The sequence below is a fragment of the Glaciihabitans arcticus genome, assembly GCF_004310685.1.
Taxonomy (GTDB): domain Bacteria; phylum Actinomycetota; class Actinomycetes; order Actinomycetales; family Microbacteriaceae; genus Conyzicola; species Conyzicola arctica.
The window spans coordinates 356,629-371,002 of the sequence record NZ_SISG01000001.1 but is presented as its reverse complement, the minus strand read 5'-3'; the positions used below and the strand labels follow the sequence as shown (position 1 = coordinate 371,002).

General features: G+C 66.4%; 17 protein-coding genes and 1 tRNA gene. 5 read left to right on the top strand and 13 right to left on the bottom strand.

What is annotated here, in order from left to right:
* Positions 1-5: 5 nt before the first annotated feature.
* Positions 6-1,091: an AI-2E family transporter gene (locus EYE40_RS01705; protein ID WP_130980322.1), complete on the top strand. Its 1,086-nt coding sequence runs from the start codon at positions 6-8 to the stop codon at positions 1,089-1,091.
* A 6-nt stretch (positions 1,092-1,097) separates the two neighbouring features.
* On the opposite strand, the gene EYE40_RS01700 is transcribed toward EYE40_RS01705, so the two are convergent.
* The 10 genes from EYE40_RS01700 to rpsB form a co-directional block, all read right to left on the bottom strand.
* The gene (locus EYE40_RS01700) at positions 1,098-1,814 is read right to left on the bottom strand and encodes an alpha/beta hydrolase (RefSeq protein WP_130980321.1); all 717 of its coding nucleotides are present in this window, start codon (positions 1,812-1,814) and stop codon (positions 1,098-1,100) included.
* The gene (locus tag EYE40_RS01695; protein WP_130980320.1) at positions 1,811-2,116 is read right to left on the bottom strand and encodes a hypothetical protein; all 306 of its coding nucleotides are present in this window, start codon (positions 2,114-2,116) and stop codon (positions 1,811-1,813) included. The genes EYE40_RS01700 and EYE40_RS01695 overlap by 4 nt, the downstream gene beginning before the upstream one ends.
* 48 nt (positions 2,117-2,164) lie before the next feature.
* Positions 2,165-2,755, bottom strand: coding sequence for an aggregation-promoting factor C-terminal-like domain-containing protein (locus EYE40_RS01690; RefSeq protein ID WP_130980319.1), 591 nt, complete (start codon positions 2,753-2,755; stop codon positions 2,165-2,167).
* An 80-nt stretch (positions 2,756-2,835) separates the two neighbouring features.
* Positions 2,836-3,384 carry a DivIVA domain-containing protein gene (locus EYE40_RS01685; protein ID WP_130980318.1) on the bottom strand — a complete coding sequence of 183 codons (549 nt, stop codon included), beginning with the start codon at positions 3,382-3,384 and terminating at the stop codon, positions 2,836-2,838.
* A gap of 14 nt (positions 3,385-3,398) precedes the next feature.
* Entirely contained in the window at positions 3,399-4,349 is a 951-nt protein-coding gene (locus EYE40_RS01680) for a phosphatidate cytidylyltransferase (protein ID WP_130980317.1), read from the bottom strand.
* Positions 4,350-4,901, bottom strand: a complete 552-nt coding sequence (gene frr / locus EYE40_RS01675) for a ribosome recycling factor (RefSeq protein WP_130980316.1) — start codon at positions 4,899-4,901, stop codon at positions 4,350-4,352. It lies immediately after the preceding gene.
* An 83-nt stretch (positions 4,902-4,984) separates the two neighbouring features.
* The gene (gene pyrH / locus EYE40_RS01670; RefSeq protein WP_130980315.1) at positions 4,985-5,698 is read right to left on the bottom strand and encodes a UMP kinase; all 714 of its coding nucleotides are present in this window, start codon (positions 5,696-5,698) and stop codon (positions 4,985-4,987) included.
* Between the two features lie 42 nt (positions 5,699-5,740).
* Positions 5,741-6,433 (bottom strand): alpha/beta fold hydrolase, encoded by a 693-nt coding sequence (locus tag EYE40_RS01665; protein ID WP_130980314.1) that lies wholly within the window; start codon positions 6,431-6,433, stop codon positions 5,741-5,743.
* A gap of 77 nt (positions 6,434-6,510) precedes the next feature.
* Positions 6,511-7,338 (bottom strand): translation elongation factor Ts, encoded by an 828-nt coding sequence (tsf, locus tag EYE40_RS01660; protein WP_130980313.1) that lies wholly within the window; start codon positions 7,336-7,338, stop codon positions 6,511-6,513.
* 12 nt (positions 7,339-7,350) lie between these two features.
* Complete coding sequence (gene rpsB / locus EYE40_RS01655; protein WP_130980312.1) at positions 7,351-8,361, bottom strand: 30S ribosomal protein S2; 1,011 nt, start codon at positions 8,359-8,361, stop codon at positions 7,351-7,353.
* A gap of 306 nt (positions 8,362-8,667) precedes the next feature.
* On the opposite strand from rpsB, the gene EYE40_RS01650 reads away from it, so the two are divergent.
* On the top strand, positions 8,668-9,150 hold the full coding sequence (locus EYE40_RS01650; protein ID WP_130980311.1) for a M23 family metallopeptidase: 483 nt from the start codon (positions 8,668-8,670) through the stop codon (positions 9,148-9,150).
* An 84-nt stretch (positions 9,151-9,234) separates the two neighbouring features.
* Here the strand turns inward: EYE40_RS01650 and EYE40_RS01645 are convergent, their stop codons facing one another.
* Both EYE40_RS01645 and EYE40_RS01640 read right to left on the bottom strand, forming a co-directional pair.
* Positions 9,235-10,173: a tyrosine recombinase XerC gene (locus tag EYE40_RS01645; protein ID WP_130980310.1), complete on the bottom strand. Its 939-nt coding sequence runs from the start codon at positions 10,171-10,173 to the stop codon at positions 9,235-9,237.
* A 36-nt stretch (positions 10,174-10,209) separates the two neighbouring features.
* Positions 10,210-12,261, bottom strand: a complete 2,052-nt coding sequence (locus EYE40_RS01640; RefSeq protein ID WP_130980309.1) for an MMPL family transporter — start codon at positions 12,259-12,261, stop codon at positions 10,210-10,212.
* 72 nt (positions 12,262-12,333) lie between these two features.
* Here EYE40_RS01640 and EYE40_RS01635 point away from each other — a divergent pair, with 72 nt between their 5' ends.
* Positions 12,334-12,810 carry a MarR family winged helix-turn-helix transcriptional regulator gene (locus tag EYE40_RS01635; RefSeq protein WP_130980308.1) on the top strand — a complete coding sequence of 159 codons (477 nt, stop codon included), beginning with the start codon at positions 12,334-12,336 and terminating at the stop codon, positions 12,808-12,810.
* Positions 12,811-12,824: 14 nt separating this feature from the next.
* Here EYE40_RS01635 and EYE40_RS01630 read toward each other — a convergent pair whose 3' ends face one another.
* The gene (locus EYE40_RS01630; RefSeq protein WP_130980307.1) at positions 12,825-13,754 is read right to left on the bottom strand and encodes a phosphodiesterase; all 930 of its coding nucleotides are present in this window, start codon (positions 13,752-13,754) and stop codon (positions 12,825-12,827) included.
* Positions 13,755-13,835: 81 nt separating this feature from the next.
* On the opposite strand from EYE40_RS01630, the gene EYE40_RS01625 reads away from it, so the two are divergent.
* Positions 13,836-14,201 (top strand): hypothetical protein, encoded by a 366-nt coding sequence (locus tag EYE40_RS01625; protein WP_130980306.1) that lies wholly within the window; start codon positions 13,836-13,838, stop codon positions 14,199-14,201.
* Between the two features lie 102 nt (positions 14,202-14,303).
* Positions 14,304-14,374 (top strand) — tRNA-Cys (locus tag EYE40_RS01620).

The window sequence follows — 14,374 nt, the reverse complement described above, 5'->3', positions numbered from 1 at the left end:
GCAGCATGAAGATCCAGAACCCGTTCCGCCTCGGATTGCTGGCCGGTCTCGGTGTGCTGCTCGCCATCACCATCGGCAACTCTGTCGCGACGCTCGCTACGATCCTCACCTACATCGGCGCCGCGATCTTCCTCGCCCTCGGCCTCGACCCCTTCGTGACCTGGCTCGAGAAGAAGGGCATGAAGCGCCCGGTGGCGATCCTGATCGCCCTGGTCGCCGTGCTCGGCATCGTGGCGGGGCTGATCCTTGCCCTGATCCCGGTCATCGTGGAGCAGGTCGCTAACCTGACCGAGCAGATCACGAACAACATCGTGCCGGGCATTCAGGACGGCAGCCTGATCGAGGGCATCCAGAACAGCCTCTCCTTCCTCGACCCGCAGACGCTCGAGACGATCTTCGCCCAGGTGCAGACAGCCATTGCCGATCCCGCGTTCCTGACGTCGATTCGGGATGGGGTCGTCGGCGCGGGTGTCGGCGTCGCCAACGGTGTCTTCGGCGTCATCATCGTGACGATCCTCATGATCTACTTCGTCGCCTCGCTCTCCAGCCTCAAGCGCGGCGTCTACCGCCTCGTGCCGGCGTCACGCCGCGAGAGCTTCATCGACATCGCCGAGCAGATCAGCGTCTCGGTCGGCCGCTACGTCATGGGCCAGGCCTCCCTCGCGCTCGTCAACGGCGTCGTGTCGTTCCTCATGCTGCAGTTCCTATTCCAGGTGCAGTACGCGGCCCTGCTGGCCTTCATCGCGTTCCTCGGCTCGCTGATCCCGCTCGTCGGAACGCTCTCCGCCTCGGTGGTCATCACGCTCAGCGTTCTTGCCTTCAACGCGGGTGACACCTTCTTCGCGACGCCGATCCCGCTGTTCGCCGCGGTCGGCGTCTGGTACCTCGTCTACATGCAGATCGAGGCCTACGTGCTCAACCCGCGCATCATGGCGCACGCGGTGCAGGTGCCTGGCGTGGTCGTGGTGATCGCGGCCCTCGCCGGTGGAACCCTGCTCGGCATCCTCGGTGCGCTGATTGCGATCCCGGTCGCCGCAGCGGTGCAGCTCATCATCAAAGAGGTCGTCATCCCAAGGCAGAACGAGCTCTAGCTCGGGCTAGTAGGTCGTCGGTAGCGGCAGCACGCCCGGGTTGACCCGGGCGACGATCTCGCTGAGCACACGGGAGACCTGCGACTCCCCCACCCACAGATGGCGGCCGCCTTCTACGGCGACGAACTCGAGTTCGGGCACGCTCGCGAAGCGCTGGACTGCCTCGGCGGGGCGCAGGTAGTCGTCGAGTTCGGGGATGATCGCGACGAGCCGCTTGCCGCTGCCGGCCCAGGCCGCGACCTCGGCGTCGCTCGTGCGGTGCAGCGGGGGCGATAGCAGGATGGCGCCCTCGACGGGAAACTGCAGGCCGTACTTGAGCGTCACCTCGGTTCCGAACGACCAGCCGAGCAGCCACGGGTTCGGCAGCGCGCGCTCGGTGACGAAGGCCATGGCGGCGGCCAGGTCGGCCTCCTCGTGGATCCCCTCGCCGAACTCGCCGTCCGAGGTTCCGCGTGGTGAGGTCGTGCCACGGAAGTTGAAGCGCAGCACGGCCACGTCGGCGAGGGCGGGCAGCCGACCGGCGGCCTTGCGCAGCACGTGCGAGTCCATAAAGCCACCAGCGGTGGGCAGCGGGTGCAGACAGACGAGGGTCGCAACCGGCTCAGCCTCGAGCGGCAGGGCGAGCTCACCGACGAGGGTGAGACCGTCGCTCGTGTACAGCTCGATGTTCTCGCGGCGTGCGGGCAGGTCGACGCCGCCCCTGATCTCGATCGTGTCGGTCATGGTTTGATCTTCCAGCAGTGATTGTGCCAGTGCCTGCGGGCGGCTACGTCATCCGCCTCACCCATCAGGCCATCGGCGCGCCAGGCGACCGTGTGCGCGACACCCGGTGCGATTTCAAGGCGGCAGCCGGGGCAGACATAGGACTTGTTGGCGGATGTCGCGGCGAGCGGTTGCACGTTCCAGAGGCCGTCACGGCGCGTCTCGGTGCGTAACCGACCTACGAGCACACGGGAGAGGTCGAACTCCTCCTCGTCGTCTCCTGCGGGCCTGCGCGGCCCTCGTGGACGATTGGAACGAGGCATGCCTCCAGCCTATCCCGCCGCTCAGGCACGGCTCGGGATCACTCGGGCCTAGTACCAGCCACTCGACTGCGACTTCGCCCAGGCGCCACAGGGCGTTGCGTAGCGGCCCTGAATGTAGCCGAGGCCCCAGGTGATCTGCGTCGCCGGGTTGGTCTGCCAGTCGGCACCGACCGAGGCCATCTTGCTGCCCGGCATGGCCTGCGGAATACCGTAGGCGCCACTGCCCACGTTGTGCGCGTAGACGTTCCAGTGCGATTCCTTGTTCCACAGTGCGACCAGGCAGTCGAACTGGTCCCGGCCCCAGCCCCTGGCTGTGACCATCTTCAGCGCGATCTCCTGCGCGGAACCGGGATCGGGCACGCCCATCGCCGGGGCTGCACGCACGAGCGGCTCGATCTTCGAAATCTCGAAGTCGTCGCGGGCGAAGGTCTGTGCGGCCTCATCAGATGCTGTGACGCTCTGGGCAGGGCCGCGGTCGAGCATGTCGGGCTCCTCCTCGGCAATCGCGAACGATGCCGTGGGATCGATTGCCGGCGTAAGGACGAAGGTCAGGCAGGCGAGGAAGGCGAAGATCGGAAGCGTCTTGTTGTTGCGGATGCGACGTCCATAAAAAACTCCTCGGGCAGCGGGAAGCTGCATGGAGGAGGGTCTTTCGAGTCGACGTTTTCCCACGATTGATCGATTTTAGCCCATGGGGCTGGAAATGGCGCGGAAAATACTCAGCGCACGGCCAGCATGACGGTGATCACGCTGTCGAGGAGCAGGTCGACCTGGGTTTCGTTATACCCGCGGCGCGTCGCCGAGAACGACACGGTGCGCACCTCGTCGACATTCATCGGCTTGCCGTGCTGGAAGTAGTCGACGAGGCGACCCGCGAAAGCGTCGACCTCTTTGACGTTGTAGGCCCGGGTGAGCGGGCCAACGCGAGAGAAGCGGGCTCCGGCGGGACGGGCGAGGCGATCAAGTATGACCTGGGCCGTGCTGCGCGCTGTTCCGTACCAGGCGGCGTCGCCGCCCTGGGCGAAAGCGCGATCGCGCTCGCGGCTCGCGAAGGCGTCTTCGAGGCGCTCGAGTGCGGCATCCACATGCGTCGTCGAGTAGCCGCCCTTCTGCATCGTGAAGGCTGTGGTGCGGATGGTCTCGGAGTTCACCACGGCGACACCGTTCTCGGCGGAGTACGCGCGCCGGGCATCCTCAAGAAAGTCTTCGACCTCGTCGACGTTGTATCCGCGACGCGACTTGCGCGTGCGGGGGAATGTAGTGCTCACGTGACTATCCTGCCCTAACTGAAGATGAGGTACAGCGCATACGCGGCCGCGGCCGACGGTAGCACCGAGTCAAGCCGGTCGAGGAAACCGCCGTGGCCGGGAAGCCAGGTGCTGATGTCCTTGATGCCGAGATCGCGTTTGATGAGGGATTCGCCGAGGTCGCCGAACGTCGCCGTGACGACCATCGAGAGACCGAGCACGATGCCCACCCACCACTCGGCCTGCAGCATGAAGATCGCGAGCAGCACACCGGCGATGAGGGCTGCGGCGACGGAACCCGCGAAACCCTCCCAGGTCTTCTTGGGGCTGATGATCGGCGCCATCTTGTGCTTGCCGAAATTGAGGCCCGTCACGTAGGCGCCGGTGTCGATGGAGATCACGACGAGCAGGAATGCGAGCGTCCACCATTGGCCGCCCTCCTGCGCCGTGAGCAGCACCGCGAAGCTCGCGAGGAAGACGACGTAGGCCAGCACGAAGGCGCCGGCGGCGAGGTCCCTACCCAGCTCCCGAACCGTCGCGGGGCGACGCGAGGGAACCGCGGATTCGACGATGCGCCACACGCTCACGAGCGCGACGCCCGCGAGCAGGCCCAGCCACTGGCCGGGAGCGCCCCAGTAAAAGGCCGTCGGCACGATCGCCACCGCGACGATGATGATCGGGATGCGCGGCACGTCACGCCCCGCGAAGCGGAGCGCGCTCGCGAGCTCGAACGCCGTGAAGACGATGAGCCCAGCGGCAAAGAGCATAAACAACTCTTTGATGAAGATCAGGCTGACGAGCAGCGCGACGCCGAGGGCGACGCCCACGAGCACCGCCATCGACAGGTTGCGACCAGAGCGCGCGTTGATCTTGTCGTTCGTCGCACGCACCTGTGCTTCGATATCGGCGACGGTCGCTTCTATCTCAGCGCGAGTGTGGCCGTGCTTCTTCGACTTCGATGGGGTCGCGCCCGCGTCATCCGACATTCAGACCTCGAGGAGCTCTGCTTCTTTGCGCTTCAGGGCGTCATCGATCGCGTCGACGTGGCTCTTCGTCGCTGCCTCGAGATCCTTCTCGGCGCGGGCGATCTCGTCTTCGCCGACCTCCTTGAGGGCGTCGAGGTCGTCCTTGGCCTTGCGACGGATGTTGCGCAGCGCAACCTTGGCCTGCTCGCCCTTGTCGCGCACGAGCTTGACGAAGTCACGGCGGCGTTCTTCGGTGAGCTCGGGCAGCGTGACGCGCACGATCTCCCCGTCGTTGCCGACGTTCGCACCCAGGTTCGGAGCGGCGACGATGGCCTTCTCGATCTCCTTGAGGGCCGTCTTGTCGAAGGGCGTGACGATCAGCGTGCGGGCCTCGGGGTTGTTCAGCGAGGCGAGCTGGGCGAGCGGCGTCGGGCTTCCGTAGTAGTCCACCAGGATCTTCTGGAACAGCAGCGGGTTCGCCCGACCGGTGCGCACTGTACCGAAGTCGTCTTTGGCGACCTCGACGGCCTTGTTCATCTTGTCTTTGGCCTCTGCCAGCACATCGCTAATCACGGCAACTCCTTCGTGTCGCGGGCAAGTTTACTGGGTTGTGGGCCGCGGCCCGTAAACGCCCGGCGGTAATCTCAGGCTTGGGGTCAGTCCCGGCTCACGAGGGTGCCGATGCGGTCCCCCCGGATCGCCTTGGTCAGGTTGCCCGCGGGCTGCATCCCGAACACGACCATCGGCATGCCGTTGTCCATGCACAGGCTGAAGGCCGTGGAGTCGACGACCTTGAGACCCTGAACGAGCGCCTCCTGGTAGGTGATGGCGTCGATCTTCTGGGCGGCGGCGTTGGTGCGCGGGTCGGAGTCGTAGACGCCGTCGACGCCGTTCTTGGCGACGAGCACGACCTGGGCGTCGATCTCGAGGGCACGCTGCGCGGCGACGGTGTCAGTGGAGAAATACGGCAGGCCAGCTCCGGCACCGAAGATGACGACGCGACCCTTCTCGAGGTGGCGCTCTGCGCGGCGCGGGATGTACGGCTCGGCGACCTGCGTCATCGAGATCGCGGACTGCACCCGCGTCGCGGCACCCGCCTGCTCGAGGAAGTCCTGCAGCGCGAGAGCGTTCATCACGGTGCCGAGCATGCCCATATAGTCGGCGCGGCCGCGGTCCATGCCGCGCTGGCTGAGCTCGGCGCCGCGGAAGAAGTTGCCACCGCCGACGACGATCGCAATCTCGGTGTCGGCCGACGCCTCGGCGATCTCCTTGGCGAGACCGGCGACGACGTCGGGGTTCACCCCGAGCTGTCCACCGCCGAACGCTTCACCGGAAAGCTTGAGAAGTACCCGGCGTTTGCGTTCTGACATGGTGCTCCTCGTGTGTTCTGCGGTTGTGCCCTATTCAGGGTACTAGGTCGCGAGGGCGGCCAGAATCGTTTGCGCGAGCTCAGCCGGCTTCGTGAACTGCGGCCAGTGCCCGGTCGGCAGGTAGACCGTCTCGACGGTCGTGATGGCCTTCAGCTCGTCGGCGTAGCCCGCGTCGATCCAGCCCTGCAGCTGGTCGGGGTGGAACTCGCAGCAGATCACCGTGATCGGCACGTCGTAGCGACGCGGGTCGCTGAGCACCTGCTTGTCGAAGGCGACACCCTTTGGAGACGGGATGGCGATCTGGCGGAAGTGCTCGCGCAACTCGTCGGTGAGGTCCACCAGATCCGGTTCTTCGAAGACGGACCAGTCGGGCAGCGGGATCTCGCCACCCTCGACCGGCAGCTCGTCGTTGATCAGGCCGCCGTGGCCGATCGGCTGGCTGTCGACATAGATGGCTCGCGTGACCGACTCGGGACGGGCATCCACCACCGCATGGATGATGGCGCCGCCGCCGCTGTGACCGACGAGCACGACCGGAGCGCCGATCGCGTCGACCCGCTCGATCACTGCGTTCACGTGATCACGGAGGCCGATAGCCGACCGGTCGGACGCGACGGATTCCATTCCGGGAAGGGTCATTGGATGCACGGTGTGCCCGGCCGCCTCGAGAGGGGGGATCACGTCGCCCCAGGAGTCGCCGTCAAGCCAGAGTCCGGGGATGAGAAGGATGTTCATGCGCCCAGAGTAGAACTCGCCGCCGACACGACGAAAGGCCCGGGATCGAAAATCCCGGGCCTTGCGTTCGGATCTGGCTAGGCGCCGACCTTGAAGCGAGCGAAGCCGCTCACGGTGAGGCCAGCGTCCGCGAGGACGGTCTTGACCGACTTCTTGTTGTCGATCGCGTAGTCCTGGTCGAGCAGCGAGACCTGCTTGAAGAACGCTGCGACGCGTCCCTCGATGATCTTCGGCAGGGCAGCCTCGGGCTTGCCCTCTCCGCGGCTGATCTCCTCGACGATGCGACGCTCGTTCTCCACGGTCTCCGTGGGGATCTGGTCGCTCGTGAGGTACTGCGGGTCGGCGAAGGAGATGTGCTGGGCAACGCTGCGAGCGGTGTCCGTGTCATCGCCCGAGAAGCCGAGCACAACGCCGACCTGCGGAGGCAGGTCCTTGTTGGTGCGGTGCAGGTAGACCGAGAACTTCTCGCCGGTCACGACTGCGAGACGACGCAGTTCGATCTTCTCGCCGAGGATTGCAGCTTCGTCACCGATGAGGTCGGCGACGGTCTGGCTTCCTGATGCGGCTGCGAGGCCCTCTTCGAGCGTCGTCGCGCCAGCGGCGGAGACGGCGTCGATGACCTTGTCACCGAGAGCGACGAACTTGTCGCTCTTGGCCACGAAGTCGGTCTCGCACGCGAGCTCGATGATGACGGTGGAACCGGCACCCTCCTTCGCGGCGACGAGGCCTTCGCTCGTGGAGCGATCGGAGCGCTTTGCATTGCTCTTCGCACCCTTGAGACGCAGGAGTTCGGTTGCCTTCTCGAGGTCGCCACCGGCTTCGACGAGGGCGTTCTTGCTGTCGACCATGCCGGTGCCGAGGCGCTCGCGCAGGGTCTTGAGGTCAGCGAGGCTGAAATCTGCCATGACTCTAGTTCCTTACTTCTTGGCTGCGGGCTTGGCCGCGGTCTTCGCTGCAGGCTTCTTCTCTTCGGGAGTAGCCGCGGCTTCGATGTCTGCTTCGAGTGCTGCATCCGACTCTTCGACGTGCACGGGCACGAGCGTCTCGTCGGCTGCTGCCTCGTGCTCGGCGACGACGGCGTCTGCGTCGTTCTCCTCGGTCGGAAGGACGACCTCGGTCTCAGCTGCGGGCGCTGCCTCGTCGGCCTTGGGCTCTTCAGCCTTGGCCTCGTCGGACTGTCCGAGCAGTTCGGCTTCCCAAGCGGCGAGCGGCTCGACCTCAGCGCCGTCTTCGGGCTTCTGGTGGCGCTGCACGAGGCCCTCGGCCGCTGCGTCCGCGATGATGCGGGTCAGCAGGCCGACGGAACGGATAGCGTCGTCGTTACCGGGAATCGGGAACTGGACTTCGTCCGGGTCGCAGTTGGTGTCGAGGATCGCGATGACGGGGATACCGAGCTTGTGCGCCTCGTCGATCGCGAGGTGCTCCTTCTTGGTGTCGACGATCCATACGGCGGAGGGGGTCTTCGTCAGGTTGCGGATACCACCGAGGCTCTTCTGGAGCTTGATGAGTTCACGCTTCTGGATGAGGAGTTCCTTCTTCGTGTAACCACGGGTGGTGTCGTCGAAGTCGACCTCCTCGAGCTCCTTCATGCGCGCGAGGCGCTTGGAGACCGTCTGGAAGTTGGTGAGGAGTCCACCGAGCCAGCGCTGGTTGACATAGGGCTGGCCGACGCGGAGCGCCTGCTCGGCGATGGAACCCTGGGCCTGCTTCTTCGTTCCGACGAAGAGGATGGTTCCACCGTGCGCAACGGTGTCCTTGACGTAGTCGTAGGTCTTGTCGATGTAGGCAAGCGACTGCTGCAGGTCGATGATGTGGCTGCCCGAGCGCTCGGTCAGGATGAAGCGCTTCATCTTCGGGTTCCAACGGCGGGTCTGGTGCCCGAAGTGAACGCCGCTGTCGAGCAGCTGGCGAATGGTGACGACGGCCATGGCCGTGCTCCTTTTCTGGCGCGCGCGAAAACGCGGTAAACGCCAATCTCAGTTGTTTTTCGCGACCGGTCGGTGCGAAACCTGGTGCCCCGCGCACACCTGCATTCCCGTTTTCACGAGAGACTGAGTGGTGTGGCCGCCCTGTTTGTCGGGCGGTTCGGGACACGCGTAGTCACCGCGCTTGCGCGCAGTGCTCCGAAAATCATAGCACCGGTCCTCTCCTCCTGCGTTCCGGGGTGTGTGGGGTTATCCCCATATCTCTCTTTCTCCGCGTTATGCGCGTCCGACTTTCGTCAATCTGGGTGGATGAAACGGCTCCTCCTTCTCGCTGTGCTCGCGTCCCTGGTGCTCACCTCGGGCTCTGCGGCGACCCTTCCCCGCTGGAACTGGCCAACCGCGCCCCCGCACGCGATCGCGCGTGCCTACCTCGCGCCGCCCACCCCGTATGCAGCCGGGCATCGAGGCATCGATATCCGTGCGCCCTCCGCTTCAGTTCTCGCACCCGCGGATGGTGTTGTGCACTTCGTCGGCTTCGTCGTGGATCGTCCTGTGCTCTCGATCGAGCACGCGGGCGGGCTGCTGTCGAGCTATGAGCCGGTGACGTCACCTTTGGTGGCCGGCGACCCCGTCGCGCGCGGCCAGCCGATCGGCGAGCTACTGCCCGGCCATTGCGCGCAGCCGTGCCTGCACTTCGGAGTTCGGCTAGGCGGCGAGTATGTGTCGCCGCTGCTCCTGCTCGGCGGGGTTCCGCGGGCGGTGCTGCTGCCGACGCGTGGTCTGGTTGAGTAGCGCGGTGGAGCTGGGACAATCGCGCCAGCGATTGCGCGACCCCAGCGCCGAGGGAGCCTGCGACCGAGGATCGGTCACGGCCCGCTAGGCCCGGGGGTGCGCGAGCGCGTAGGACTCGCGCAGCCGCTCCGTCGACACGTGAGTGTAGATCTGGGTAGTGCCGAGGCTTGCGTGTCCGAGCAGCTCCTGCACGGCGCGCAGGTCGGCACCGCCGTCCAGAAGGTGGGTGGCCGCCGTGTGGCGGAGTGCGTGTGGGCCGGCGGGACCGGAGCCGGGAACGTCCTCGAGCAGCTCGGCGACCAGCGCGTAGACGGCGCGGGTCCCCAGGCGCTTGCCCTTGTTCCCGACGAAAAGCGCGTCGCCATCCGGCTCGAGCGTGTCGCGGGCCTCGAGCCAGGCGGTGAGGGCGTCGGCAGCGGGAAGCCCGAACGGCACGGTGCGCTGCTTCGAGCCCTTGCCGGTGACGAGCACGGTAAGACGGGAGCGATCGACATCCGCAACGTCGAGTCCGGTCAGCTCACTCACGCGAAGGGCGGAGGCGTAGAGCAACTCGATCACGGCGAGGTCGCGCAACGCGAAGGCGCGAGCCGCGGCGAGAGCCGGCAGGCTTGCGCGGGACTCCGGGTCGGGGTTCGCCGCCCGGGCAGCGAGACCGGCAAGGATCCCGTCGACCTGGGTGCGGGTCAGAACGCGCGGCAGGTGCTGCTCGGGGCGCGGGCCGCGGAGGCGAGCCGCGGCATCCGTGGGCGCCTTGCCGGTGCGAGCCAGCCACAGGCCGAAGCTGCGCGCCGTTGCCGAACGGCGCGCAAGCGTGGACTTCGCGAGACCCGCGTTGGAGGACTCCCAGAGCCAGGAGCGCAGCAGTTCGAGGTCGAGGGCCGCGACATCCCCAACGCCCTGTCGCTGGGCGAAGTCAACGAGGTTGGCGAGGTCCGAGCGGTAGGCGCGCACCGTGTGCTCGCTGAAGCCGCGCTCGGCGCTGAGGTAGCGCGCGAACTCGGAGACAACGAGGTCGAGGGACATGGTTCTATCGTCGCGCGTGCCGCCGCTGATAACTCGTTAGCGCGCCGACTCCTTCGCAACTTTCGACGGGAACCAGAACTTCTCCCCCGCGATGAAGGCGAGCGCCGGAACGATGACCGTGCGCACGAGCAGGGTGTCGAGCAGCACGCCGATGCAAACGATGATTCCGATCTGGGTGAGCGTGATGAGCGGCAGCACGCCGAGCACCGCGAAGACCGCAGCCAGCAGGATTCCCGCGCTCGTGATCACGCCACCAGTGGAGGCGAGGGCGCGGATCATCCCGCCCCGCGTGCCGTGCACCACCGCCTCCTCACGTGCTCGCGTCACGAGGAAGATGTTGTAATCCACGCCGAGCGCGACGAGGAACAGGAAGCTGAACAGCACCACGTTCGTGTCGATCGCCGGGAAGTCGAACACCGTCTCGAACAGGAACCAGCTCGCGCCGATGCTCGCGAAGAACGACGCGACGACCGTGAGCAGCAGCAGTATCGGTGCGACGATGGCGCGCAGCAGCAGCACCAGCACGATGAAGACGAGAAAGAGAATGAGCGGGATGACCAGGTCCTGGTCGGCGGTCTGTGCCGTGTTCACATCCAGGGTCTGTGCGTCGAGTCCGCCGACCAGTGCGTCGGCGCCGTCGAGTTCGCCGAGCTCTGCACGCAGCTCGCCGATCGCGGCATACGCCTCGGGTGTCTCCGCTGCGGCGTCCAGCACCACGTTCACCTGCGCGATGTCGGAGTTCGACTCCCCCACGGTCGCGGAGTCCACTTCGGGCAGGGACTCGGCGGCAGTGATGGCGCGGTCCTCGTAGCCGGCGTTCACGATGACGACGGCCGGCGAGCCGCTCCCGGCGGAGAACGCGTCGGCGAGCTGCTCCTGGCCGACGACAGCCTCGGGCACACTCGTGAACTTCTCCGTCTGCGACAGACCGATTTTGATCTGCGGCACCCCGAGGGCGAGACCGCCGAGCAGCAGCGCACCGACAATCGCGACGGCGACCGGCTTCTTCGAGACGAGCGTGCCGAGTCGGAACCAGACGCCGCGCTCTGCGGTGCCCTCGGATCCGAAGCGCGGGATGTACGGCCAGAACAGTCCGCGGCCGAACAGAACGAGGGCTGCGGGCAGCACGAACAGGGCGAACAGCATCGCGACGACGACACCGGTTGCGCAGGCGATGCCGAGGGCGCGGTTGCCGGTGAGCTGGGCGAAGAGAAGGGTCAGCAGGCTGAGCACCACGGTGCTTCCGCTCGCGATGATCGCTGGGCCGGCGCCGCGCAGGGCCTTCGCCATCGCTTCGCGGCGATCCTCGACGAGGCGCAGCTCATCCCTGTAGCGGGCGATGAGTAGCAGCGCGTAGTTGGTTCCGGCACCGAAGACGAGAACGGAGAGGATGCCGGTGACGGAGGCGTCGAGGGCGATGCCCGCGAGACTGGCGATCCGGTTGGCGACGATGCCGGCCAGGCCGTCCGCGAGTCCGACGACGGTCAGCGGAACCAGCCACAGCCACGGGCTGCGGTAGGTGATGAGCAGCAGCACGGCGACGACGATGACGGTCGTGAGCAGCAGGGTGAAGTCGGCGCCCTTGAACACCGCCGCGATATCCACGGCGAAGCCCTCGGGGCCGGTGAGCAGGGCAGACACCCCCGCGGGCAGGTCGGCATTCGCGAGTTCGCGGATCTCCGCAGCGCGGTCGGCCTGCGCCGCGACATCCGAAATCTCATCGAGGGGAACGACCACGAGGGCGGTTGTGCCGTCGTCAGAGATCGTGGGCGGCGGAACGAATCCGTCGAGCGAGAGGTCGGCGAGGTCGGCGGTCGTGGCGGTGATGGCCGTCACGTCGGCGTCGGTGAGCTTGTCTCCGCCGCGCGTGAAGACGAGGAGCGCGCTAGTCGCGTCGGCACCGGGCAGATCGGCCTGCAGCGCGGCAACTTGTTCGGACTCGGCGCTCGCGGGGAGTCCGGCGCCGGGCGCGGTTTCCTCGTCAGATCCGGAGCCGAGCGCGAAGATCGCGCCGGCCGAGAGCAGGGCGACGACCAGGACGATCCACGAGGTGCGCCGTGCCGTGATGAATGTCGTGAGCCTGCGCATGTCTGCCTCAATCGAGATAGTTAGATCATCTAATAACTAGAACCTTTGACAACGTAGCGCTAAAGTGGCGGGATGGCAAACCCCGCTCGCACCCGCCCGGAGATCACCATCCATCCCGCGACCGGCCTGCTGCGCGAGATCCTCGAGCTGACCGCGGCGTTCCAGCTGCACCTCGGCAAGGAGCTTTCGGTCAACCAGACCGACCTCGACGCGATGGAAGAACTGATCAAGGATGGCCCGCTGAGCCCCACGGAGCTCGCCGGCCGCCTGAACATCAGCACGGCCGCGGTCACCACCGTCGTCGACCGCCTGACCACAGTCGGGCACGTCTCGCGCGTGCCGAATCCGGATGACCGTCGCGGAGTGCTCGTGGTGCCGTCCCCAGCGTCCGTCGCTCGGGCCATGCAGACGCTCATGCCGATGATCCTGTCGATCAACGAGGTGCTCGCCGGGTTCAACGACGAGGAGAAGACGACGATTACCGTCTACCTCGATCGTGTGGTGAGCGCCTACCGCGGGCACCTGCCCGACATGGGGCCCCGGGAGTAGCCGCTGGGCCGGGCTTACGCGTTCGGCGCCTCGCCCAGATTGAACGGCGAGACCTTCTTGGAGAACATCTCGAGCCGCTTCTCGACGCTCATGGCCTCGATGTCGGCGCGGTGCTTACCTTCGAACCCGGTGATCTCGGTGCGCGCCCCGATCGGAACGATCGAGTGCACCACCGTCTCGCCGTAGACGTGCACGAGGTTGATGGCCTGGTCGGAGTCGACGCCCGACAGCAGGCGATCGTGCTGGGTCAGGGCGAGTGTGTAGCAGGTGGCCGCGGCGACGGATACGGGGATTCCGGCGAACGTGCTGTGCGTGGAGAAGTGCAGGTGGCCGCCCAGGATGGCGCGGATATCGGTGCCCCGCACGACCTCGGCCAGCTTGTCCTGCCCCTGGAGTTCGAGCATCTGCATCGCCCAGACGAGAGGGGTGGGGATCGGCGGGTGGTGCAGCGCGAGCAGGGTGCCGTGGGGCGCGGGAGTGGCGAGCACGTCCGCGAGCCAGGTGAGCTGGGCATCCGAAATCGCACCGTGGTGGTAGCCGATGACCGTTGTGTCGAGGGAGATGATGCGGAGGCCGTTGACGTCGTACACGCGGTCCTGCGGTTCAGTGGACGGCTCCTCGCTGAAGAGAAGACTGGAGTATTCGGGGCGCTCGTCGTGGTTGCCCATGACCCAGATCACCTGGGCGCCCAGGCGCGCGGCGGCCGGTTCTACGATCGCTTTGACGCGTTCGTAGGCTTCGGGCTCCCCCAGGTCGGCGAGGTCGCCGGTAAAGACGATCGCCTCGGGACGCACGTCGGAGTTCTCGAGCTGGTTCATGGCGGCGATGAGGCGCTCGTCGCTGGGCACACTGCCGTAGAGCAGCTTTCCGCCGCCGAGCAGGTGGGTGTCACTGACGTGAGCAATGACGTGCACGGGGTCCGGGTACTGGCCTAACTGGGTCATGTGTCCAGCTTAACGCGCGGAAGGTTTTAAGCGACATCTCATCGCGTCGTGGTCGCGGCGCGTTTCGCCTATCGTTGGTGGGTGATCAGCAGACGTGACGCAGCCCTTCGGCTGGACATCCCCGTGGAGATGGCGCAGCGTCACGGCCTGCCCCCGAAGTTGTCGGATGCCCAGCTCGCCGATCTCGAACAGAATCCTCCCCCGTGGCTGGTGCAGTCGCGTGCGAACCGTTCGCCGAAGGCTCGTCCGGTCTGGGTGCAGCTGAAGTGCACGGTCTGCGGGTTTACGGAGTCGGCGCGTCCCAAGAAGTGGTGGCCAGACTTCACCTACCTCTCCTGCGAGCACCACCGCATCGGCGACGTGCCGGAGCCCGCTCCGGGCCTCGCCCGCTCCGAGGTCGATGGCATCGGTTCGCGGTTCGTCGGCATTGTCGACGTACAGCCGTAGATCAGGCTCGACACTCGGCGCAGCCTCTCGTAGCTTTTCGCCCGGCTTCGTAACATACGAGCGGATGCCTCGGCGCTCGCCTACCGTTGCAGTCATGCCCCCGGTGCCTTGGCGGAGAGGCTACGCAACGGTCTGCAAAACCGTGTACACGGGTTCGAATCCCGTAGGTACCT

Excerpts from the sequence above, each read along its gene's own strand:
- pyrH (WP_130980315.1), bottom strand. The coding sequence starts at position 5,698 with ATGTCAGAACGCAAACGCCGGGTACTTCTCAAGCTTTCCGGTGAAGCG.
- EYE40_RS01665 (WP_130980314.1), bottom strand. The coding sequence starts at position 6,433 with ATGAACATCCTTCTCATCCCCGGACTCTGGCTTGACGGCGACTCCTGG.
- EYE40_RS01690 (WP_130980319.1), bottom strand. The coding sequence starts at position 2,755 with ATGCAGCTTCCCGCTGCCCGAGGAGTTTTTTATGGACGTCGCATCCGC.
- EYE40_RS01695 (WP_130980320.1), bottom strand. The coding sequence starts at position 2,116 with ATGCCTCGTTCCAATCGTCCACGAGGGCCGCGCAGGCCCGCAGGAGAC.
- EYE40_RS01630 (WP_130980307.1), bottom strand. The coding sequence starts at position 13,754 with ATGACCCAGTTAGGCCAGTACCCGGACCCCGTGCACGTCATTGCTCAC.
- EYE40_RS01635 (WP_130980308.1), top strand. The coding sequence starts at position 12,334 with ATGGCAAACCCCGCTCGCACCCGCCCGGAGATCACCATCCATCCCGCG.
- tsf (WP_130980313.1), bottom strand. The coding sequence starts at position 7,338 with ATGGCAGATTTCAGCCTCGCTGACCTCAAGACCCTGCGCGAGCGCCTC.
- EYE40_RS01640 (WP_130980309.1), bottom strand. The coding sequence starts at position 12,261 with ATGCGCAGGCTCACGACATTCATCACGGCACGGCGCACCTCGTGGATC.
- EYE40_RS01645 (WP_130980310.1), bottom strand. The coding sequence starts at position 10,173 with ATGTCCCTCGACCTCGTTGTCTCCGAGTTCGCGCGCTACCTCAGCGCC.
- EYE40_RS01650 (WP_130980311.1), top strand. The coding sequence starts at position 8,668 with ATGAAACGGCTCCTCCTTCTCGCTGTGCTCGCGTCCCTGGTGCTCACC.
- rpsB (WP_130980312.1), bottom strand. The coding sequence starts at position 8,361 with ATGGCCGTCGTCACCATTCGCCAGCTGCTCGACAGCGGCGTTCACTTC.
- EYE40_RS01700 (WP_130980321.1), bottom strand. The coding sequence starts at position 1,814 with ATGACCGACACGATCGAGATCAGGGGCGGCGTCGACCTGCCCGCACGC.
- EYE40_RS01680 (WP_130980317.1), bottom strand. The coding sequence starts at position 4,349 with ATGTCGGATGACGCGGGCGCGACCCCATCGAAGTCGAAGAAGCACGGC.
- EYE40_RS01705 (WP_130980322.1), top strand. The coding sequence starts at position 6 with ATGAAGATCCAGAACCCGTTCCGCCTCGGATTGCTGGCCGGTCTCGGT.